General features: G+C 46.6%; 20 protein-coding genes. 15 read left to right on the plus strand and 5 right to left on the minus strand.

Translation table 11 applies throughout. The annotated features are described in order from the left end of the window. Nucleotides 1–3 precede the first annotated feature (3 nt). Both FB479_RS21105 and gcvH read left to right on the plus strand, forming a co-directional pair. A complete protein-coding gene (locus tag FB479_RS21105; protein ID WP_106656277.1) occupies nucleotides 4–456 on the plus strand; it encodes a redoxin domain-containing protein in 453 nt (150 codons plus the stop codon). Between the two features lie 59 nt (nucleotides 457–515). Continuing rightward, nucleotides 516–896: a glycine cleavage system protein GcvH gene (gene gcvH / locus FB479_RS21110; protein WP_106656278.1), complete on the plus strand. Its 381-nt coding sequence runs from the start codon at nucleotides 516–518 to the stop codon at nucleotides 894–896. 54 nt (nucleotides 897–950) lie between these two features. Here gcvH and FB479_RS21115 read toward each other — a convergent pair whose 3' ends face one another. Beyond that, complete coding sequence (locus FB479_RS21115; RefSeq protein ID WP_142066608.1) at nucleotides 951–3,005, minus strand: methyl-accepting chemotaxis protein; 2,055 nt, start codon at nucleotides 3,003–3,005, stop codon at nucleotides 951–953. Between the two features lie 309 nt (nucleotides 3,006–3,314). On the opposite strand from FB479_RS21115, the gene FB479_RS21120 reads away from it, so the two are divergent. The 5 genes from FB479_RS21120 (at nucleotide 3,315) to pckA (ending at nucleotide 8,103) form a co-directional block, all read left to right on the plus strand. Beyond that, a complete protein-coding gene (locus tag FB479_RS21120) occupies nucleotides 3,315–3,755 on the plus strand; it encodes a hypothetical protein (protein ID WP_007726368.1) in 441 nt (146 codons plus the stop codon). A 22-nt stretch (nucleotides 3,756–3,777) separates the two neighbouring features. After that, complete coding sequence (locus tag FB479_RS21125; protein ID WP_007726371.1) at nucleotides 3,778–4,170, plus strand: VOC family protein; 393 nt, start codon at nucleotides 3,778–3,780, stop codon at nucleotides 4,168–4,170. A gap of 512 nt (nucleotides 4,171–4,682) precedes the next feature. After that, nucleotides 4,683–5,024 carry an SCP2 sterol-binding domain-containing protein gene (locus tag FB479_RS21135; RefSeq protein ID WP_142066609.1) on the plus strand — a complete coding sequence of 114 codons (342 nt, stop codon included), beginning with the start codon at nucleotides 4,683–4,685 and terminating at the stop codon, nucleotides 5,022–5,024. Nucleotides 5,025–5,083: 59 nt separating this feature from the next. After that, nucleotides 5,084–6,226 (plus strand): M20 peptidase aminoacylase family protein, encoded by a 1,143-nt coding sequence (locus tag FB479_RS21140; RefSeq protein WP_142066610.1) that lies wholly within the window; start codon nucleotides 5,084–5,086, stop codon nucleotides 6,224–6,226. 293 nt (nucleotides 6,227–6,519) lie between these two features. After that, entirely contained in the window at nucleotides 6,520–8,103 is a 1,584-nt protein-coding gene (pckA, locus tag FB479_RS21145) for a phosphoenolpyruvate carboxykinase (ATP) (protein ID WP_142066611.1), read from the plus strand. 99 nt (nucleotides 8,104–8,202) lie between these two features. On the opposite strand, the gene FB479_RS21150 is transcribed toward pckA, so the two are convergent. Then, nucleotides 8,203–8,778 carry a stalk domain-containing protein gene (locus FB479_RS21150; protein WP_185746396.1) on the minus strand — a complete coding sequence of 192 codons (576 nt, stop codon included), beginning with the start codon at nucleotides 8,776–8,778 and terminating at the stop codon, nucleotides 8,203–8,205. Nucleotides 8,779–9,060: 282 nt separating this feature from the next. Here FB479_RS21150 and sufC point away from each other — a divergent pair, with 282 nt between their 5' ends. The 5 genes from sufC to sufB are packed head-to-tail and all read left to right on the plus strand — an operon-like array spanning nucleotide 9,061 to nucleotide 14,256. Next, a complete protein-coding gene (gene sufC / locus FB479_RS21155; RefSeq protein ID WP_047073088.1) occupies nucleotides 9,061–9,849 on the plus strand; it encodes a Fe-S cluster assembly ATPase SufC in 789 nt (262 codons plus the stop codon). Nucleotides 9,850–9,870: 21 nt separating this feature from the next. Further along, nucleotides 9,871–11,169, plus strand: coding sequence for a Fe-S cluster assembly protein SufD (gene sufD, locus FB479_RS21160; RefSeq protein WP_047073087.1), 1,299 nt, complete (start codon nucleotides 9,871–9,873; stop codon nucleotides 11,167–11,169). Further along, entirely contained in the window at nucleotides 11,169–12,395 is a 1,227-nt protein-coding gene (locus FB479_RS21165; RefSeq protein ID WP_142066613.1) for a cysteine desulfurase, read from the plus strand. Before sufD ends, FB479_RS21165 begins: the two co-directional genes overlap by 1 nt. Further along, entirely contained in the window at nucleotides 12,382–12,819 is a 438-nt protein-coding gene (gene sufU, locus FB479_RS21170) for a Fe-S cluster assembly sulfur transfer protein SufU (RefSeq protein WP_007726380.1), read from the plus strand. The genes FB479_RS21165 and sufU overlap by 14 nt, the downstream gene beginning before the upstream one ends. Before the next feature lie 39 nt (nucleotides 12,820–12,858). Continuing rightward, entirely contained in the window at nucleotides 12,859–14,256 is a 1,398-nt protein-coding gene (sufB, locus tag FB479_RS21175) for a Fe-S cluster assembly protein SufB (RefSeq protein WP_048034589.1), read from the plus strand. A 798-nt stretch (nucleotides 14,257–15,054) separates the two neighbouring features. Here the strand turns inward: sufB and FB479_RS21180 are convergent. Continuing rightward, entirely contained in the window at nucleotides 15,055–15,459 is a 405-nt protein-coding gene (locus FB479_RS21180) for a hypothetical protein (RefSeq protein ID WP_142066614.1), read from the minus strand. A 317-nt stretch (nucleotides 15,460–15,776) separates the two neighbouring features. Between FB479_RS21180 and FB479_RS21185 the strand changes: the two genes are divergently transcribed. Next, nucleotides 15,777–15,962 carry a hypothetical protein gene (locus tag FB479_RS21185; protein WP_142066615.1) on the plus strand — a complete coding sequence of 62 codons (186 nt, stop codon included), beginning with the start codon at nucleotides 15,777–15,779 and terminating at the stop codon, nucleotides 15,960–15,962. Between the two features lie 827 nt (nucleotides 15,963–16,789). Here the strand turns inward: FB479_RS21185 and FB479_RS21190 are convergent. Continuing rightward, nucleotides 16,790–17,209 (minus strand): hypothetical protein, encoded by a 420-nt coding sequence (locus FB479_RS21190; RefSeq protein WP_142066616.1) that lies wholly within the window; start codon nucleotides 17,207–17,209, stop codon nucleotides 16,790–16,792. A gap of 357 nt (nucleotides 17,210–17,566) precedes the next feature. Between FB479_RS21190 and FB479_RS21195 the strand changes: the two genes are divergently transcribed. Together FB479_RS21195 and FB479_RS21200 are read left to right on the plus strand one after the other, a co-directional pair. Further along, nucleotides 17,567–18,103, plus strand: a complete 537-nt coding sequence (locus FB479_RS21195; protein ID WP_106657584.1) for a suppressor of fused domain protein — start codon at nucleotides 17,567–17,569, stop codon at nucleotides 18,101–18,103. 16 nt (nucleotides 18,104–18,119) lie between these two features. After that, nucleotides 18,120–18,584 (plus strand): NUDIX domain-containing protein, encoded by a 465-nt coding sequence (locus FB479_RS21200; RefSeq protein WP_007715608.1) that lies wholly within the window; start codon nucleotides 18,120–18,122, stop codon nucleotides 18,582–18,584. A gap of 50 nt (nucleotides 18,585–18,634) precedes the next feature. On the opposite strand, the gene FB479_RS21205 is transcribed toward FB479_RS21200, so the two are convergent. Then, nucleotides 18,635–19,576, minus strand: coding sequence for a DMT family transporter (locus FB479_RS21205; protein WP_142066617.1), 942 nt, complete (start codon nucleotides 19,574–19,576; stop codon nucleotides 18,635–18,637). Nucleotides 19,577–19,660 lie beyond the last annotated feature (84 nt).

Here is a 19,660-nt window from a genome sequence, read left to right on the forward strand (position 1 = left end):
TTCATGCGTTTGCGCGAAGAAATGCCTGACTTTCCTGGGATTACGGAGTGGATCAATGGGCAAGTAACCAAAGCTGATTTAGCTGGAAGTCCTGTCTTGGTGCATATTTGGTCCGTCAGTTGTTACATGTGCAAGGAATCGATGCCAAGCATAAACGAATGGCGAGATCAATACGCTGCTAATGGTTTGAAGGTCATTGGAATTCATATGCCTCATTCGGAAAAAGATACAGATATCGAGATGATCAAGAAAGCGATTGCAGAACAACATTTGACACACCCTATTGCAATCGATAATGATAGAAAGACAGCCGATGCATTCCAGAATGAATACGTCCCCGCTTTTTACTTGTTTGACGAGGCTCTTCAGTTACGTCACTTTCAGGCAGGAGAAAAGGGTCTCGAACTGGTAAAAAAACGCTTGTTCAGAATTTTGGGGATCGAAGAGGAATCCTAGAATGTTCGTCTAATTATGTATGTGTAATGGATTGTACCCGATAGGAGGATATGTAAACGATGGAATTCCCGAAAAATCTACGTTACAGTGAAGAGCATGAGTGGGTGCGAGTAGAAGGAAACAAGGCGTACATCGGAATCACTTCTTTTGCTCAATCAGAGCTGGGTGACATCGTGTTTGTCGAGTTGCCTGAGGTAGGCGCGACAATCCAACAGGATGAGCCGTTTGGCAGTGTAGAATCGGTAAAAACCGTTTCTGAGCTGTACGCTCCTGTAACTGGTAAAGTAGTAGAAGTAAATGGCGAACTGGAAGACGCACCTGAACTGGTGAACTCCTCGCCATATGAGCAAGCATGGATGATCGTCGTGGAATTGTCTGATGCAGCTGAGTTGGACAAGCTGATGGATGCAGACAAGTACGAAGCGATGGTAAAAGAATAGGAAACAAAAAAGCCGGGGCTTTTGTGCTCCGGCTTTTCTTTATTTATGGACGAATTACTCCAACTTGAATGTTCGTACTGCATCATTAAGTTCTTCTGCCATTTTTGCGAGCATCGTTGCAGCTGAAGAGATTTCCTCCATGGAAGCGGTTTGCTCTTCTGCTGCTGCTGCAACCGTTTGAGAGTTGCCCGCTGATTGTTCTGCGATTTGTGTAATATGCGTAATGGCGGATACAATCGTCTGCATTTGCTGACTGATCTTGCTCATTTCCGCTGTCACTTCATTCATACGTACGAGCAGCTCCGACGTGGAGCCAGTAATTTGCTCAAATGCATTTCCTGTTGAGCGAACAAGAGTCATGCCTTCTCCCAAAATAGAAGAGCCATGATTCATTGCCGAGATCGCCGAGCCTGTGTCCTGCTGAATCACGGTGACGATGTGACTGACCTGCTCGGCGGCAGAGCTGGACTGTTCGGCCAACTTGCGCACCTCGTCGGCTACAACGGCAAAGCCTCGTCCTTGTTCTCCCGCGCGAGCTGCTTCGATAGCAGCGTTCAGAGCGAGCAGGTTGGTTTGATTGGCAATCGTGGTGATGAGTGAGATCATTTCCCCAATTTCTTGGGAGCGTTGGCCTAGCGCATTGACAATGGTAGAAGTCTTGGCCATCTGGCTATGGATCACATCCATGTGCTCGACCGTTTTGGCTGCCATCTGATTGCCATCTTTGGCTTGGCGGTTCGCTTCTTGTGTAGAGAGATTTACATCCTCGATGCCTTTTTCCATCGCTTCGATGTGTACGGCAATCTCGTTGATGACTTCATAGCCTTGAACGGTTGCATCCACTTGCTGCTCAGTACCGTAGGCAATTTCTTGAACGGATTGAGCGATCTGCTCTGTTGCTTTGCTCGTCTGTTCCGCACTTGCCATTAATTGCTCAGACGTAGCAGCAACCTGTTGAGCGTTGAAGCTGACTTGACCCAGCGTTTCGCGCAAGGTTGCCGTCATGGAGTTGAAGCGATTTGCCATAACCCCCATCTCATCAGCTGTTTGAATGTCCATAGAAGCGGTAAAATCGCCATTGGAGAGGGCATGCGACAGCTGGTTGGCGCGATCGATTTGTTTGGTCAGGTATTTGCTGAAGTAATAAATGACAGCAATCATGATCAAAAGACCGATCAGACTTACGGTACATAGCTCAAAGAACAAGTCATAGAGAGGATCGGCAATTTCTTTTTCCGGCATGACCAGAGCGATTGTCCAGTTTGTATCTCCGAGCTCTTGAAAATAAACACGATTGATGCCGTTTTCATCGGTAAACGTCTTCATTCCTGACTTCTCTTCTAGAAGAGAAGGACCGATTGCAGCCAAGGAAGCATTCTCGTCAGATTGAACGGATTGATTCATCAGCTTGTCTGCTTGAGGATGAGCGAGGTACCTCCCTTTTTTATCCACCAAAAATGCCCAGCCTGTTTCGCCTACTTTTGTACTGGAGACGAGCTTTTCCACGTCAGTGAGTGTAATATCGTCTGTGGCCACACCCAGAAGCTTTTTATCCGGCGTGTAAAAAGGAGCGACTACCGTCACCATAGAGACCTTGGAAATCTCGTCATAGTACGGCTCGGAATAATCGGTTTCCTTCTTGGTCGAAATACCGACCTTGTACCAGTCTTGATTTGGATAGTTATAGGAGTCGCTGCTGTACTCATCTGTAATGTTAACCTTGCCGTCGGTCTTAGCCCCGTAAGTAGCAACGAGTTTCTTGTTCGGGTCAAAAGCGTAAGGTTCCATGAAAATTCCCATTCCGACCGTCGTATCATTAATGAGAACGGTTTTGGACAGCAGGGAATTTAACTGCTCTAGCGAATTTGTAACAGGACCCATTTCGATAAAGCGAGCCATACTCAGCGTTACCTTGCTATGGGCTTCCAGTTGCTTTTCCACATTACTGCCGACCATATCTAGTTGATAATTCATTTTGTCTTCAATTTCCCGATTTAGTTGGTCGACAGAAAACCAGAAACCGATTCCCACGACGAGTAAAAGAGTCAAGATAATGACAGGCAAGGTAATGGTCAGTGTTCGAGCACGAAGACTTTTGAAACGAAGCATGACAAACCGCTCTCCTTTTGAATTTTTGCTAAAATGATTATTATTCCTTATTATCGGATAGATCAAGACTACCTTGTATGATGAATTTAGGCAAATGAGAGAAAAAATTCATACTAATCAGAAAATGTTGCGGAAATCGAAGCAAATCGAGTAAAATAGATAAACCAAATCTTTATTTGATTTCCTTCATTGGTATCATTTGCGGGTGGAGTGTTAATGGGTATATAAGCTACAATGCGGATACAGACAGAGTTTCGACCAAAAGAACGGATATGGACGTTTCATTTGGCGAAGAAGGAGGGAGACTATATGAGTTTTTGTTGTGGTGCTGGAATGGTAGGTTCCGTAGGCTCAGTCCGTCATTATAAAACGCTTGTACACAATGTCCCCATCATGTTTTGTCCTGTATGTGACAGAATTGAGGTTCATCCCGGTATTGAGGGAGAATACGAAATTTTAGTAGAATATGCTCAGGGAGATCAGGCTCCAGAAGTGGATTTTGCTGACTTTGTGAGTGTTGACAATACATCCGAGTTGTTTGAGAATTGTACCATGACGGATGAAGCGGCCAGCTTCGCCGAAGTATTAAAGCAGCAGATTGATATTTCACTTGATCTGCTCGGGATCGCCAAGGAGTTGCAGGATGACGATTGGCGGGAAGCATTGATGATTCGTTTAAGACGGTTAAGCGAGCGATTGAAGCAGTACAATAAAAGAAAAGCTAATGTCGCACAAGAGCGCATGACCTGAGTTGACGTGGGAGGCAGTGTGAATGTTTCATTTGAAAGCCGTTCACCACATCGCATTGAATTGTAGTGATGTTGTGAAGGTAGCTCGTTTTTTTAAGGACATTTTGGAAGTCCCTATCCCGGAAGAGAATATGACGGAAGGAGCACCTGTCTACTTTCAAATTGGCACATACACACGGATCGGTCTTCATCCTCATGGCGGGGAAGCTGGGAAAGGCGGCGTAGGGCAGGTCGATCATCTCGCCTTCTCTGTGCAGAGCCGTGCTGAGCTGGACTATCTGGTCGATAAGTTGGAGGCAGAAAATATTTGCTATCGTGGCCCAATTACACAGCCTACTAGCTATAATTTGTACTTTGAGACACCCGATGGTCACCACCTTGAGGTGCGACTCGATAAAGACGAGTTCGATGAGTAGTGTTTCAGGAAGCATCTGCGTAAAGCGGATGCTTTTTTATTTTTTGCCATCTTACTACTGCGGTGCTGAAAAAAAGCTGTGGATGATCTTCTTTACGTTTTTAAAAGTACCGATGAACGCCCATAACTGGTGATAAGAAAAAGCACAGAGCTCGCAGACCTCGCAGACCTTGACAACGCCTACCCAGTCGGAACTTAAAAAAGGGGACCCGGTTGTCGAACACTTCTTCCCTGAGAAGCGTCCGCCCGTAGGGTGGCTTTGGCTCGACGGTCCCCTTTTTTAAGTGTAGACGGCCAGTCAATCCCCCTTGCGGGCGTGTCAGAGTCGAAGAGAACTGTGCTTTTTCTTCTCCTCCACTATGTTGACTAAAAAAGCCCTCTCTAAAGGTCTTTCTAAAATGTCGAGAAAAAGATGGCTCCCCTGACAACAGCCGACAGTGACTCTCATTCCTCGCCAAAGGATTCGACCTGACAGGCCCCGAACCCAATTGGGAAGAGAGGGGTGGCGTACAGATGATCGGAATGGGCAGACTGCTTTTTGAACTGGGCGAGCGACTGCAAGGAAAAGCACACTTGCGATTCATAACAGCAGGATGGGAGCGCAGGATCGGAATTGTAGTGGATGATTCACCGTCACAGTGGCAATTGACGATAGCAAAAGGCGTTGCATCCTGGGATGTATGGACAGAAGAGCAGTCTGCCGATTTGATCATCAGGGGAGAGGAAAAACAAATGCACATGCTGTTTGGCGGCGATGAGCTCGTCTATGTTCTAGCTAAAGAAAAGGTGCAAATAGCAGGGCCATTGCGCGACCAATTGAAGCTCGATGCCATTTTGCGACTGACCTGTCGGTGAACTGTCCATGGGGCAGTGTGATATAATAGGAAGAAAACGGTTTTGGAGGAGGCGCTTTGATGTCTACTGTTATGTCGTTGCAACAGACGGTTGCCGCACGTAAAGATGCTATTGCCGAAACATTCCGTCATCTGCATGAGAATCCGGAGATAAGCTGGAAGGAAGTAGAAACGACTCGTTATTTGGCGGAGCGCATGCGTGCCTTGGGACTGCGTGTTACGACTTTTGACGATTGTACAGGATTAGTGGCTGAATGGGGCGAAGGGAAGCCAGTTGTTGGCTTGCGCACAGATATCGATGCTCTCTGGCAAGAAGTAAACGGTGAATGGCGCGCGAATCATTCCTGCGGTCATGACGCCCATATGACATTGATCGTGGAAACGGTAGAAGCATTGGTTGCCGCTGGATATCAACCGTCGGGAACGTTAAAAATTTTGTTCCAACCAGCAGAAGAAAAAGGAACGGGAGCATTGAAGCTGGTGGAGAAGGGTGTCGTCGATGACATCGATTATTTGTACGGTGTTCACTTAAGACCGATTCAGGAAATGGCGAATGGAACGGCGGGACCCGCGATCTACAACGGTGCAGCCATGTTTCTCTACGGGGAAATCACAGGAGTCGCTGCGCACGGAGCGAGACCGCATCTCGGGATCAATGCGATTGAAGTAGCGGGGGCGATTATTTCAGGTCTCGGTCAAGTACATATCAATCCAATGGTGCCGGCCACTGTCAAAATGACCATGCTGCAAGCCGGGGGAGAGAGCTACAACATTATTCCGGACAAAGCGCGTTTTGCCCTCGATCTGCGAGCGCAGACGAATCAGGCGATGGATGACCTCGTGAATCGCGTTCGTCAAATGATCGACGGAGTTGCGATGTCTTTTCAGGCACGCATAGAGGTAGAATCCGGCTCTCGCATGGTGGCGGCAGAGGTCGATGATCAAGCAAAGGCATTTATGGAGCAGGCGATTGTAGATGTGCTCGGGCAAGAGAATTTGCGAGCGGCGCCTGTCAGTCCGGGGGCGGAGGATTTCCACTATTATACGGTGGAGCGTCCTCAAATCAAGGCGACGATGCTGGCTCTCGGATGTGATTTAGTGCCGGGGCTTCATCACCCGCTGATGCATTTTGACCGCTCTGCATTGGAAAAAGGTGTGGCGATTTTGTGTCAAACAGTCGTAAAAACGTTTGAAAATACGTAAATCTTTATGCCTTGTGAGAGCAACACCAAGAGAGTAAACTCTTGGTGTTGCTCTTTTTGTGGGAAAAATGTCTCTGCGTACTTCACGAATAGTCGATAGACTGACTGGTTTGTGGACAAAATACTGCTGTTGGGGAATAATACGCATGAGGAGGGTTATTCACACATTCTCCATAAGAGATTATAAAATTATGTAGCTTATTTAACTAAATGTGATATACTAATTACATAATCGAGCGACAATTAGAAAGTCACAATAAATGGTACACATTTTGGGAAGGAGATCGTTCACACATGGAAACCAATACGGTTCAAAAGCTTACTGACATTCTTGGAGCTACAAAAGTGTATCATAACTTGCCTGTAGCTAATCTTGTTGAAATGGCAGTGAAGCGTGGCGAAGGGATTTTGACCGATAAGGGGGCGCTCAATGCGCTAACAGGGAAGTTTACCGGCCGTTCGCCAAAGGACAAATTTGTGGTGGACGAAGCTTCCGTACACGATAAAATCAACTGGGGTCCGGTTAACCAACCAATCAGTACTGAAAAATTCCAAGCACTTCAACAAGACGTGCTCCAATACTTACAATCAAAAGATGAACTGTTTGTCTTCGATGGCTTTGCGGGTGCAGATACAACCTATCGCCTGCCAATCCGCGTAGTGAACGAATTCGCTTGGCATAACCTGTTTGCGCGTCAGCTGTTCATCCGTCCGTCTGAAGAAGAACTGGCTGCGCACGAATCAGAATTCACGGTTATCTATGCGCCTAATTTCAAAGCCAATCCTGCGGTACACGGAACGAACTCCGAGACTTTCATCGTATTGAGCTTTGAGCAAAAGACTGTGTTGATCGGTGGCACTGAGTATGCTGGCGAAATGAAAAAGTCGATCTTCAGCGTAATGAACATGCTGCTTCCAGAGCGCAACGTACTCTCGATGCACTGCTCTGCGAACGTAGGCAAAGACGGAGACGTTGCCCTGTTCTTCGGCTTGTCCGGTACAGGAAAAACAACGCTGTCTGCTGACCCAGACCGTTTCTTGATCGGTGACGATGAGCACGGCTGGTCTGACAATGGCGTGTTCAATATCGAAGGCGGATGCTATGCAAAATGCGTCAAGCTGTCTGAAGAAGGCGAACCGCAAATCTGGAAAGCCATCCAGTTCGGTACCGTACTTGAAAATGTAGACGTAAACGAAGCGACTCGTGTAGCAGACTACGATAGCACCAAATATACAGAGAATACACGCGCTGCGTACCCAGTGGAAGCAATTCCGGGTGCTGTGATTCCAGGCGTGGGCGGGCAACCAAATGTCATCGTCTTTTTGACAGCCGATTCGTTCGGTGTATTGCCTCCAATCTCCAAGCTGAATAAAGAGCAAGCGATGTACCACTTCCTGTCTGGCTACACCAGCAAAATGGCAGGGACAGAGCGTGGCGTAACTGCTCCGCAAACAGAGTTTTCTACTTGCTTCGGATCTCCATTCTTGCCACTGCATCCGGTAGTATATGCGGAAATGCTCGGTAAGAAGATTGACGAGCGCAAGGTTCAAGTATACCTGGTGAACACTGGTTGGACTGGTGGCCCGGTAGGTGTTGGGCAACGTATGAAGCTGTCCTACACACGTGCGATGGTAACAGCAGCATTGAACGGTGAGCTGGAAAAGGTAGACTATGTAGCTGACGAGATTTTCGGGGTACAAGTACCGACTTCTTGCCCGAACGTTCCCGCTGAAGTTCTTCAACCTCGCAATACATGGGCAAACAAGGAAGATTATGACAAGCAAGCGGCTGATCTGGCTGCACGCTTCATTGAGAACTTTGAGAAAAAATTCCCGAATGCAGCAGATATTGCGAATGCGGGTCCAAAAGTAAAGTAATCGAACAAGAAAGAAACGGGTAGACGATAAGGTCTATCCGTTTTTTCTTCGTGAAAACAGAAAAACCGTCAGCCTGTGACCGACGGTTTTTATCTCATGTTATATGCTGCCATCGAATACTTTCGAGGTATTGATTGGTATAACTTTTCCATTTGACTGACGGAAAAGAGTCAGGTAAGCTTCCGAAGGGAGTCCTTCAATAGTGTGATAGCGATACATAACGAGAAACTCCTGATCACTCATTCCTGTCAGATTGACATAACCTTTGGAAACGACTTCTTTCTCTGGTCCGCAATAGTACAAGCTGCCTTTTACATCGGAAGTGTCACAAGGAAGCGGCAAGGTGTCTTTTGCCTGCTTGACAATTGCTTCTGGAATGCTACTGCCACCGTTGTTTCCGCCAGCGCCTGAAAAACGGACAGCAGGAGTTTTATTGTCCCATTCCTGCTTAATGCCGAGTGCATTGGCAACAGTCGCTACAGGTGCATAAACGTTTCCATTATATATGAATGGTTCTGCTTTCGTTTTGATGACCTGGTCATTGACTATCAATTTAATGTTGGAGAAACGAGCAGATACTTTCTCTGTGCCCGTTTTTGCTAAGACTGTGGTACCACCTACGAGTAGTAAGACAGTAGCTAGTCCAATTGCGAGTTTCTTGTTACTCTTTTTCAAAATGATCCATCCCTTTCCAGTTATCCAGTGGTGTTTTTTACAAAAAGTACCTGGAATTTAGACGGAAATGTATGCCTAAAAGTTACAAAGGGAAAAATGCTGCGGAGGCAAGAATATTTAGGAAGGGATTCATGCGCAAAATTTGACTTTCTAAATATAATGATATAAAAAATACAGATATGTTTCATTCCTTGATTTATAATTATTCTTATTATAAGATAGTTATTGAGAATGGATTGAGAATTTACCAACTCACTTTTGACGTGTATGGAGGGAATTCAGATGACAGCAGTACCGCATTTGCAAATAAAAAACCTTCGCGCCAAGATCGAGGACAAAGAGATCCTCAAAGGCCTGAATTTGGAGATCAAGGGCGGCGAAGTGCACGCGATCATGGGACCAAATGGTACCGGTAAATCGACATTGGCATCTACGTTGATGGGTCACCCAAAATATGAGGTAACCGATGGCGAAGTGCTGATCAATGACGAAGACTTGTTGGAAATGGCAGTAGACGAGCGCGCACGTGCAGGTCTGTTCCTGGCGATGCAATACCCGTCCGAAATCAGCGGTGTAACCAATTCTGACTTCCTGCGTTCCGCAATCAACGCGCGCCGTGGCGAAGGCAACGAAATCTCCCTGATGAAATTCATCCGTGAGATGGACAAAAAGATGAACACACTGGAAATGGATGAATCTTTCTCTCACCGTTACCTGAATGAGGGTTTCTCCGGTGGTGAGAAAAAGCGTAACGAGATTCTGCAAATGATGCTCTTGGAGCCAAGCATCTGTATTCTGGATGAAATCGACTCCGGTTTGGACATCGACGCATTGAAAATCGTTGCCGCTGGAGTAAACGAAATGCGCTCCGCAGACCGTGGGTTCTTGATTATTACGCACTACCAACGTTTGCTGAACTATGTAAAGCCTGACTTCGTACACGTCATGATGCAAGGTCGTATCGTGAAGTCCGGTGGTCCTGAGCTGGCTGAACGCCTGGAGGCAGAAGGCTACGACTGGATCAAGGAAGAGCTCGGCATCGAGGACGAAACCGTAAACGCCAACGTGTAGGAAGAAGGAGGCAGCAGTGAAATGAGTGTGGATGTACAGCTACGCTTCGATTCCGAGGCGATCACCCAGTACTCCAAAGCTAATCAGGAGCCTGCCTGGTTCCTGGAAAAGCGCCTCGCTGGACTGAAGGCGGCGGGAGAGCTGGCGCTCCCTGCCTTGGAGAAAACGAAGATTGATAAATGGAATACCGTTGATTTCGATCCGTTCCAAACCACTGCGAAGGTGGCAGCGGCGAATGAACTGAGCGATTTGGTAAAAGCACAAATCGATGTCGACAGTGTAAAAAACCTGTTGGTACAAAAAAATGCTTCTACCGTTTTTCAAGCAGTATCCGATGAGTTGAAGGCACAAGGCGTGATCTTCACGACTTTTGCTGATGCTCTGCAATCACATGGCGATCTCGTGCAAAAATATTTGCTGAACGTTATCGCACTTGATGAGCACAAGCTGACTGCTCTTCATACCGCAGTTGTGAATGGTGGCGTATTCCTCTACGTTCCGAAAAACGTGGAAGTAGATGTTCCCCTGCAAGCTGTGTATGAAATCGCAGGCGACAATGCTCTGTTGGCTCCACATGTTTTGATCGTGGCAGAAGCGAACAGCAAAGTAACCTACGTGGATACATATGTATCTGGCGAAGGCAAAAGTATGGTTGCGAACAGCCTAGTTGAAGTATATGTAGGCGCGGGCGCATCTGTGCAAGTAGCTTCTGTGCGTTCTCTGTCTGTGGACGTTCACGACTACAGCTTCCGTCGTGCAACTGTTGAGCGCGATGGAAAAATGGAATGGATTTTGGGTGAGATGAATGATGGCAATACTGTTGCCAACAACACTACCATCCTCAAGGGAACTGCTTCGATCGCAGAGACCAAATCCATTTCTGTAGGTACTGGTTCCCAACGCCAAAACCTCACTTCCCAAGTTCAGCATATCGGCACGCACACGGAGTCTGACATGGTGAGCAAGGCTGTTATGACGGATGAAGCAGTGAGTATCCTGAATGGTATCACGAAAATCGAAAAAGGCGCTGAAAAGGCAAACGGCGTACAGGCGGAAAACATCCTGATGCTGAGCGATAAATCTCGCGGTGATGCCAACCCGATCCTGTTGATCGACGAGGATGACGTTAAAGCGGGTCACGCAGCTTCGGTAGGACGTTTTAGTGAAGAGTCTATCTTCTACTTGATGTCTCGTGGTATTTCCCGTCAAGGCGCAGAACGTCTGATCATTCTCGGCTTCCTGGAGCCAGTTGTTGCTGAGATTCCAGTAGAAGAAGTGAAAAACAGACTCCGTCAGGCGCTTGAAAGGAAGTTAGGCTAATGAACGCCAAGGAGCTTCGGAAATATTTTCCCATCCTACACCAAGAAGTAAACGGACATCAGCTCGTTTATTTGGATAATGGTGCAACCTCTCAAAAACCGATTCAGGTTATCGAGGCGATGGATAAATACTACAGGGAGTATAACTCCAATGTGCACCGTGGTGTGCACACCTTGGGCAACATAGCGACAGATGGGTACGAAGGCGCGCGTGAAAAAGTTCGCGCCTTCATCAACGCCCGTGAAGCCGCAGAAATCGTCTTTACGCGTGGTACGACCTCTGCTTGTAATACGGTAGCGTACGGCTATGCTCGCAAGTACCTGGGGCCAGGAGATGAAATCGTGACCACATTGGTGGAGCATCACGCCAATTTCATTCCTTGGCAGCAGGCAGCCAAGGCGACCGGAGCGACTTTTAAGTTCATTCCGCTGGCAGAGGACGGAACCGTTACTCTGGAGGCGGTCAAGGAAACGATTACGGACAATACTAAGATCGTTGCCATTCACCATGTTTCCAACGTATTGGGGGATACTACCCCAATCAAGGAAATTGCCCAAATCGCTCATCAGCATGGCGCACTTTTGTTTGTTGACGGAGCGCAGGGTGCTCCACACAAGAAAATCGACGTCCAGGATTTGGATTGCGATTTTTATACGTTTTCAGCGCATAAGATGGCTGGTCCGACAGGCGTAGGTGTTCTGTACGGCAAGCGTGAGGTGCTGGAGCGTGTGGAGCCGATGGAGTTCGGTGGAGAAATGATCGACTACGTGGATATGTACGATTCCACGTGGAAGGAGCTTCCTTGGAAATTTGAAGGAGGAACTCCGATCATCGCAGGAGCTATCGGCTTGGGAGCAGCGATCGACTTTTTGGAAGAGATCGGAATGGACAATATCGAGCGTCATGAAAAACATCTCGTCAAGTACGCGATGGAACAAATGCGCGAGATAGAAGGATTGAAGATTTACGGCCCACAGCAGGACCGCAGCTGTTTAATTACATTCAACCTGGATACAGTACATCCGCATGACCTGGCGACGGTGCTGGACAGTTACGGAATCGCAGTTCGTGCCGGTCATCACTGCGCACAACCGCTGATGCGTTGGCTGAATGTGACGGCTACCGCTCGGGCAAGCTTCTATCTGTACAACACAGAAGAAGAAGTAGATGTGCTGATCGCGGGCTTGAAGAAGACGAAGGAGTATTTCGGCAATGTCTTCTCTTGATGATTTATACCGCCGCGTCATTATGGATCACTACCAGAAACCGCGCAACCGCGGCAAGCTGGAAGAATCCGACGGACTCATTGTGAATTTGAATAACCCGACCTGTGGCGACAGCATCTCGCTCTCCTTGAAAGTGGAGGACGGCAAAGTGGTGGACGCGAAGTTCCTCGGCGAAGGCTGTTCGATCAGCATGTCGTCTGCATCCATGATGACAGATGCTGTCAAAGGCAAGCCAGTAGCAGAAGCACTGGAGCTGTCGCAAAAATTCTCCGATATGATGCAAGGCAAAGAAATCGATGACTCGATTGATCTTGGTGATATCGAAGCCTTGTCTGGCGTTGCCAAGTTCCCAGCGCGAATCAAGTGCGCGACATTGGCTTGGAAAGCATTGGAGCAAGGTGTCAAACAGGCGGAGCAGGAATAGTGATGGGTAAGGGACATGAACACGAAGGAGTGAGCAACGATGGCTGTTAAAGGCCCAGAAATACAGGAGTATCAGTACGGCTTTCACGATAAGGACGTTTCTGTATTCCGTACCAAAAAGGGTTTGACCCGCGAGATCGTCGAAGAAATTTCGAAGATCAAGGATGAGCCAGCATGGATGCTGGAATTCCGTCTAAAAGCATTGGACATCTTCAACAGCATGCCGATGCCAAAATGGGGCGGCGATCTGGATGACCTCGATTTTGACAGCATCACCTACTACGTAAAGCCTTCTGAAAAGCAAGGCCGTAGCTGGGATGAGGTGCCGGAAGAAATCAAGGCAACCTTCGACAAGCTGGGTATTCCAGAAGCAGAGCAAAAGTTCCTCGCAGGTGTATCTGCTCAGTATGAATCTGAGGTAGTTTACCACAACATGCAGGAAGACCTGGAAAAACTGGGCGTTCTCTTCTGCGACATGGATTCCGCAGTAAAACTGCACCCAGAAATCGTGAAAGAATACTTCGCGACAGTGATTCCTCCAGCAGACAACAAGTTTGCTGCATTGAACTCGGCAGTATGGTCCGGTGGTTCCTTCATTTACGTACCAAAAGGCGTAAAAGTAGAAACTCCGCTGCAAGCATACTTCCGCATCAACTCCGAGAACATGGGTCAATTCGAGCGTACGTTGATCATCGCCGATGAAGATTCCTTTGTTCACTATGTAGAGGGCTGTACAGCTCCAATCTACAGCACGGATTCCTTGCACTCCGCTGTTGTAGAAATCATTGTAAAAGAACGCGCTCGCTGCCGTTACACCACGATCCAAAACTGGTCCAACAACGTATACAACCTCGTTACTAAACGTGCGGTTGCTTACGCGGATGCGAACATGGAATGGATCGATGGTAACATCGGTTCCAAGCTGACGATGAAATACCCAGCTGTTATCATGAAAGGACCTCGCGCGAAAGGTACCGTTCTTTCCATTGCTGTAGCAGGAAAAGGACAACACCAAGACGCAGGTGCGAAAATGATTCACCTGGCGCCTGATTGCACATCGACTATCATTTCCAAGTCGATCTCTCGCGATGGCGGAAAAGTAACCTACCGTGGTCTGTCCCAGTTCGGACGCAAATCGGAAGGCTCCAAGTCCAACATCAAGTGCGATACGCTGATTCTGGATAAACTGTCCACGTCCGACACGATCCCGTACAACGAGATCATGAACGACAGCATCACGCTTGAGCACGAGGCGACTGTATCCAAGGTATCCGAGGATCAACTCTTCTACCTGATGAGCCGCGGTTTGTCAGAAGCAGAAGCAACTGAGATGATCGTAATGGGCTTCATCGAGCCATTCACAAAAGAATTGCCGATGGAGTACGCGGTAGAGATGAACCGTCTCATCAAGTTCGAGATGGAGGGAAGTATCGGTTAATCCTTGCGCCACAAGGGTTTTCGGTCTTCCAAATAGGGCTTGCCCAGATTTTTCTAAAAGGTATTTGGAGTAGAGGGATAAAGCGTCGTCCTCAAACTTCCTATGTAACGTGTAAATACGTGTCTGCTGCGACTTTGACACTCGTGTGTCCTTGTCGCTCAGGCACGTATTTTATTTTTGCGCCCGTTTTTAACTGCTTCGAATGCTGATATTTTGCGTTCTTTTGAGGGAGTTGAGAATTAGGGTAAGCTGTTCTTTCGTGAAGTGCTGTACATGGTTTTCTATCCTTATTTCTTTCGAATAGGATGGGGCAAAAAAAGAACCCACCCTGTAGCAATTTCACTAAGGGTGGGAGTGTGGTTCGTTACTCTACCTATGGCTCACTCTTTAGGGATTCAATCCAATCAGCATGACAGGTATCGCACAATAGTTCATCGCGATCCTGCTTACCTTGGAAAAACGTGATTTGGCGGACGCTGTCGGTTTCACGTTCACAGTAATAACAGCGATATTTCCCCAATTCGTTCCCTCCTTGAAGAGTTTTCAAGAGTAACGATAAATATCTTCCCCAACAAAGTTGTTATCTAACACACTAGGTAATTTTTAAGTTATCAAAAGCTCAATTGCGTCTGATTTTACTTTTTGCTCAGGGAGAGAAGGCATTTAAGGCTTGGCTTAACACAACGGTAATTCAATTTTAATTGCACCTAGAACATACATCTGATTGAAAGATCATTTTTATCACCATTAAATATCGTACAACAAACGGTATAGTGCTGCACACAACACACGAATGTGTTACTCCAATGTTAGGGATGTTGGATTAGAATGTAGACCTATTACTTCGATGACCTCGGCAGAGGCTACCTTTCTAGAACCTTCCATGAAATAACCAGTAACACCTATCTTAATCCTGTTTGAATGAACTAGTTCTCGCATATGCGGGAAAACAATCCACATTCTAGCTGTTCCTACTCTGGAAACAGATTTTGTATTGTCCAAAACGACGTTCCCATACTCATCTTCAAATTCTGGATGGATTGCATATATTCCGGTTACTTTTATGTCATCGCCTTCATAAGAAAAATCACTACGGTATCCTTGGAACGGTGGCTTTCTTCCACCAGCATCTTCAGGAAAAAAAGTATATTTTACCCGGAAATCGGCTGGATGATTTAATCGTTCTTCATATGGTGTCCACATTATATCTCCTCGTTTCCAAAAAAATGATTTTATGTGCTATTCAATAAACAAAACATGACGTTTGTACCCAGGGGGAGGGGTGCAGCATCCGATTGAACCTGCCCTTCCCGGTGTGTAGAGTGGATATAAATTAATTACCCATAAAGAGTACGGTGAAAGAGAAGACTCGAATAACGGGATAATTGGAATTGGTTGAATGCTATTCTGATGGTTCTCGAAATTCAAGGAAAGCTGCAAGTGGTGATGAAAAAGCGAAATGAATTTCCTATGTTGAACAAGCTTTCAGGTGGATTAACATTGATCAAGAGGGGAACGGGATGAAAGCAGGACGTAAGTTGGATGTGAAAGTTGATGAGGCGTTTAGCTACGAAGTCGGTAAATTCCCTCCAGATTACTACATTATCGTTGATGGAGAGATTCAAAAGTTGCCATGTTGCCAAATGAGACATGCTACATCAGTGAAGCAAAGAAAATGTCAAACGTCACAATCTGAAAAGCAATAAAGAGTGAAGCGCCTCATGCAGAAATTATAAAGTTTATGATGCCGACGATAATAAGAAATCCAATAAAAAATAGGATTCCATAACAGATTAATAACAATAATTTGTCAGGTTCATTTTTCATTACATGTTCTCCTTGATAGGGATGTCTGAGGATATAACTTCATTTGAGACACCCCCTAAATGTTGATTAGTGAAAATATTACCATTTTGTGCTTTGAAATCTCAAGTATTTGGACTTTATTAAAGAGCAATTTATCAAAATGTGTATGAAGAGAATACAGGGAAAAGGTAAATACAGCACTTAAAAGAGGCATTGTTAATCGCTATCGATTGTAACTAGAATACATGGGGAGCGAGAAGAGTGGAGCGGGAAAATGAAAACCCGACCATTGGATCGGGCAAAAGAAAGAAATTCTTCTATGAAGCTAACCAATCGATGACAAACGCAATGGACATAACTACGATGTAAGTGTATTCCTGGAACGTTTTAAACACGGGAACACCTCCAAAAGCGTTTCCTAAATCGTACCATGTCAAAGCCGGAATGATCCAGTCAGTTTAACTTACGGCGCTGTTTTAATAGTGAGTATAGAAAGATGAGCAGACACCCAATAAGACTTACACAGCTTATTAATGTATCGTATGGATGGTAATTGTGCTCCAGATCCTGAATGGTGTTCATACCCCATAATAGAATGGGGAATAAAAGAAAATAATGCAATTTCGTATCATCTACAAACCTGATATAGACAAGAGCAAGGATAGTAGTAATGGCAAAAGTCTGAAGGAATCCTTGCATTTCATCGAATGAAATTGTTACCGGAATGTCACTTGCAAGAATCATTTGCATACACCAAAGAAGAAAGAACCAGCCAGTTGCTAATGTGCCCACTGTGAGCTTTAAAAATAATTTCATGGATAAATGATCTCCTTGTATTCAAGTTGATAAGTGAGACACGAAATGAACGGTAATTGTGGAGAAATTGCACCGTCTGAACTCCACCGTATTCAAAAGTAATCCAGCGTTCACCTGGTCTCGCAGCATCAAGAATACCGTATTTATATTCTGGTCGACTGATGTAAAAGCCTGCTGAGTGTTGTATTACTTTAGCGTCATTTGAAACGAATTTAGATGTTCCATCTGAAAAATGAGCGGTTACCCAAACTGGAGCAGTATTACCAGGATAAAAAACTCTTGGAATATCTGCTTTTATATCAAACTTTGCTACGGTTACTTGTGCATTCACACTTTCTTCAACTACTGGTTTAGGTGACGCAGCATTTTCTTCATTTCAGAATCTCTCCCTAGCCATTGGTTTGGAGAATAGAAATGATTATCTAACAAGCATTACGAAAAATTACATAAAATGGTTACTAGGAAACCGGGGACTTTTTTGTGCGTGTTGAAACATGTACATTCACTCCACACAATGATAAAATGTTCGTATATACAAGATGACGCTGCCCCACATCAACGAAGTATGCCTACGTATTCAGGCATGCTTTTTTCGGGCGAGCACAAACCTTTTCACAAATGCGCAGTTGCCCTTCTATAAGCAGGCAGCCGTAGAGGTTTTCATACTTTTTGGAGCGGGGTTGCACATATGATAGTGGTAAAGCAATTAATGGATCATTGCCACCGCTTTTTTGGGAGTCGAGGAGAGCTTTATCAATCCGAAGATGCGGATATCCTGATTGCCGTCTATCCGGCTACGCGCAAGCGAGGATGGTGGACGTATGCCACACTTGAGCTGCACAAGATGGGAGCAACGGAGCTCCTCGTCTATTCCTATCAGTTTGAGCAGAGAATGATCACGCATTTGGCAAGGGTAGCGGCCCAGGTGATTCATCAGTGGGAGAGTCAATCCACCCGTATGGAGTCTGGGAGCATCTTTTCGCTCGGAGATACAATCGTGGAAAAATCGGTTTTGAATCATTTGGTACTGACCCCTGCCTATTATGAAGAGGCTGGACTTGAATATTATACAAACGGCAAGGACGTAATCAGGTTCATGATGCTTCATGCAATCGCGGATTCTGAAGCAAAGTTTTTGGAACAATATGGACTTATGGCATTACAGGAATGGTTAGCGCACTCCGGTGTCGATTCCCTGAATGTTACGCGTACGCCTGCCATCTGAGAAGGGAGCGAGCGAAATGTCAGCGATTCGCTTGAGAGTCACCGTAGTAGTGGAGCACGAAGGGAAAGTCCTGCTCATCCGTGAGCAGACACAACGAGGCATCTTTTACAACCTGCCAGGGGGAATCGTAGAATATTTGGAAGCGATTCCAGACGCGGCGAAAAGAGAAGTAATGGAAGAGACCGGACTCCTCGTGGAAATGGAGCGATTGATCTGGATAGACGATCGGATCGATCAGGAAGGAAATGGCAAGCATACTGTCGGAGTGGGAGTTCTGGCGAAGCTCGTCGGTGAAGAGACAAACCCTACGCCAGGTGGTATCGTCGATGAAGAAATCGAATGGGCTGGCTGGGTCACGCTAGAAGAGTGGAAGCAACTGCCGAACGACCACAAAACACGCCCGGATCAAGTCAAGCAAGTCCTGTCAGATCCCACTTATCAGCCGATGTACTTGGGAAATATGCTGAGCCAAGCAGAATAAAAACAAGAGACACCGCCCTTTTCCTAGTGAAGAGGAGCGGTGTTTTTTGATCACGCTTTTTGCTGAATGGAAGCTTTTCTTCCTTTTGCGACAGCCAACACGACAATGACAGCCGAGAGAACAGCACCGAGTGTCAATGGCTCGGACAGGAGGATCGAGGCTGCGATGATTGATAAAAAGGGCTGAAGGTATTGAATTTGACTGACTTTGGAGACGCCGCCGAGTGCCAGTCCGTGATACCAGGCGAAAAATCCGAGAAACATACTGACCACGCTAATATAGCCAAAACCGATCCAGACAGGCCAAGTGGCTTGTTTTAATTCAGCGAATAGTGGACCTGCGAGCGGAACGACGAGAAAAGGAAAGGCAAAGATCAACGACCAACTAATGACCTGCCAGCCGCCCATCGTCTTGGAGAGCTCACCGCCGACTGCGTATCCGATCGCAGCACTGATGACCGCCCCGAGCAAGGCGAGATCCGCCCATTGAAGGGCACCGAAGCCAGAACTGATCGCGTAGGCGATAATCGTCACGCAGGCGATCGCGCTAGAAATCCAATACTTGCGGGTTGGGCGTTCTCCTGAAAAAAATATCGCTGCACCTGCTGTAGCCAATGGCAATAGTGCGATGATGACTGCGCCGTGGGTAGCAGGCACTCTCTCCATTGCCCACGACGAGAAAAACGGGAAGCCCGCTACTACGCCAGCAGATACGAGCAACAGTTTCTTGGTCTCTTGCCAGGTAGGAAACGGTACTCGTTTGATTAGGAGCACCAAAGCAGCCAGTACAGCCGCGATCAACGCTCGTCCCAGCCCTGCTGAGAGGGGAGAGAGCACGGTAACAACTACCTTCGTTGCGGGCAAGGTCAAGCTGAAGCTAAGCACCCCGATGAAGCCATACAGCAAGCCCATTTTCTCTGCATGCAGCCGGTCAGGAGTAGTTGGCTGCTCTTTTTTTACGTGTTGCTTCTCGATAGGAAGCTGTGCGCTCATCCGAATCCCATCCTTTATCGAATAAAAGTTTCTGTTGTTCCATCTTAGAGGCGAACGATTATGAAAGGTAGAGCCAATTGGCAG

It is taken from the genome of Brevibacillus sp. AG162 (genome assembly GCF_006715575.1).
GTDB classification, from domain to species: domain Bacteria; phylum Bacillota; class Bacilli; order Brevibacillales; family Brevibacillaceae; genus Brevibacillus; species Brevibacillus brevis.

What these genes read in the sequence shown, in the direction of transcription:
- FB479_RS21140 (WP_142066610.1), top strand. Translation starts at nt 5,084, where the DNA reads ATGTCTACTGTTATGTCGTTGCAACAGACGGTTGCCGCACGTAAAGAT.
- gcvH (WP_106656278.1), top strand. Translation starts at nt 516, where the DNA reads ATGGAATTCCCGAAAAATCTACGTTACAGTGAAGAGCATGAGTGGGTG.
- sufC (WP_047073088.1), top strand. Translation starts at nt 9,061, where the DNA reads ATGACAGCAGTACCGCATTTGCAAATAAAAAACCTTCGCGCCAAGATC.
- sufB (WP_048034589.1), top strand. Translation starts at nt 12,859, where the DNA reads ATGGCTGTTAAAGGCCCAGAAATACAGGAGTATCAGTACGGCTTTCAC.
- sufD (WP_047073087.1), top strand. Translation starts at nt 9,871, where the DNA reads ATGAGTGTGGATGTACAGCTACGCTTCGATTCCGAGGCGATCACCCAG.
- FB479_RS21135 (WP_142066609.1), top strand. Translation starts at nt 4,683, where the DNA reads ATGATCGGAATGGGCAGACTGCTTTTTGAACTGGGCGAGCGACTGCAA.
- FB479_RS21200 (WP_007715608.1), top strand. Translation starts at nt 18,120, where the DNA reads ATGTCAGCGATTCGCTTGAGAGTCACCGTAGTAGTGGAGCACGAAGGG.
- FB479_RS21115 (WP_142066608.1), bottom strand. Translation starts at nt 3,005, where the DNA reads ATGCTTCGTTTCAAAAGTCTTCGTGCTCGAACACTGACCATTACCTTG.
- FB479_RS21195 (WP_106657584.1), top strand. Translation starts at nt 17,567, where the DNA reads ATGATAGTGGTAAAGCAATTAATGGATCATTGCCACCGCTTTTTTGGG.
- FB479_RS21120 (WP_007726368.1), top strand. Translation starts at nt 3,315, where the DNA reads ATGAGTTTTTGTTGTGGTGCTGGAATGGTAGGTTCCGTAGGCTCAGTC.
- pckA (WP_142066611.1), top strand. Translation starts at nt 6,520, where the DNA reads ATGGAAACCAATACGGTTCAAAAGCTTACTGACATTCTTGGAGCTACA.
- FB479_RS21105 (WP_106656277.1), top strand. Translation starts at nt 4, where the DNA reads ATGCGTTTGCGCGAAGAAATGCCTGACTTTCCTGGGATTACGGAGTGG.
- FB479_RS21180 (WP_142066614.1), bottom strand. Translation starts at nt 15,459, where the DNA reads ATGTGGACACCATATGAAGAACGATTAAATCATCCAGCCGATTTCCGG.
- FB479_RS21185 (WP_142066615.1), top strand. Translation starts at nt 15,777, where the DNA reads ATGAAAGCAGGACGTAAGTTGGATGTGAAAGTTGATGAGGCGTTTAGC.
- FB479_RS21165 (WP_142066613.1), top strand. Translation starts at nt 11,169, where the DNA reads ATGAACGCCAAGGAGCTTCGGAAATATTTTCCCATCCTACACCAAGAA.
- sufU (WP_007726380.1), top strand. Translation starts at nt 12,382, where the DNA reads ATGTCTTCTCTTGATGATTTATACCGCCGCGTCATTATGGATCACTAC.
- FB479_RS21205 (WP_142066617.1), bottom strand. Translation starts at nt 19,576, where the DNA reads ATGAGCGCACAGCTTCCTATCGAGAAGCAACACGTAAAAAAAGAGCAG.
- FB479_RS21125 (WP_007726371.1), top strand. Translation starts at nt 3,778, where the DNA reads ATGTTTCATTTGAAAGCCGTTCACCACATCGCATTGAATTGTAGTGAT.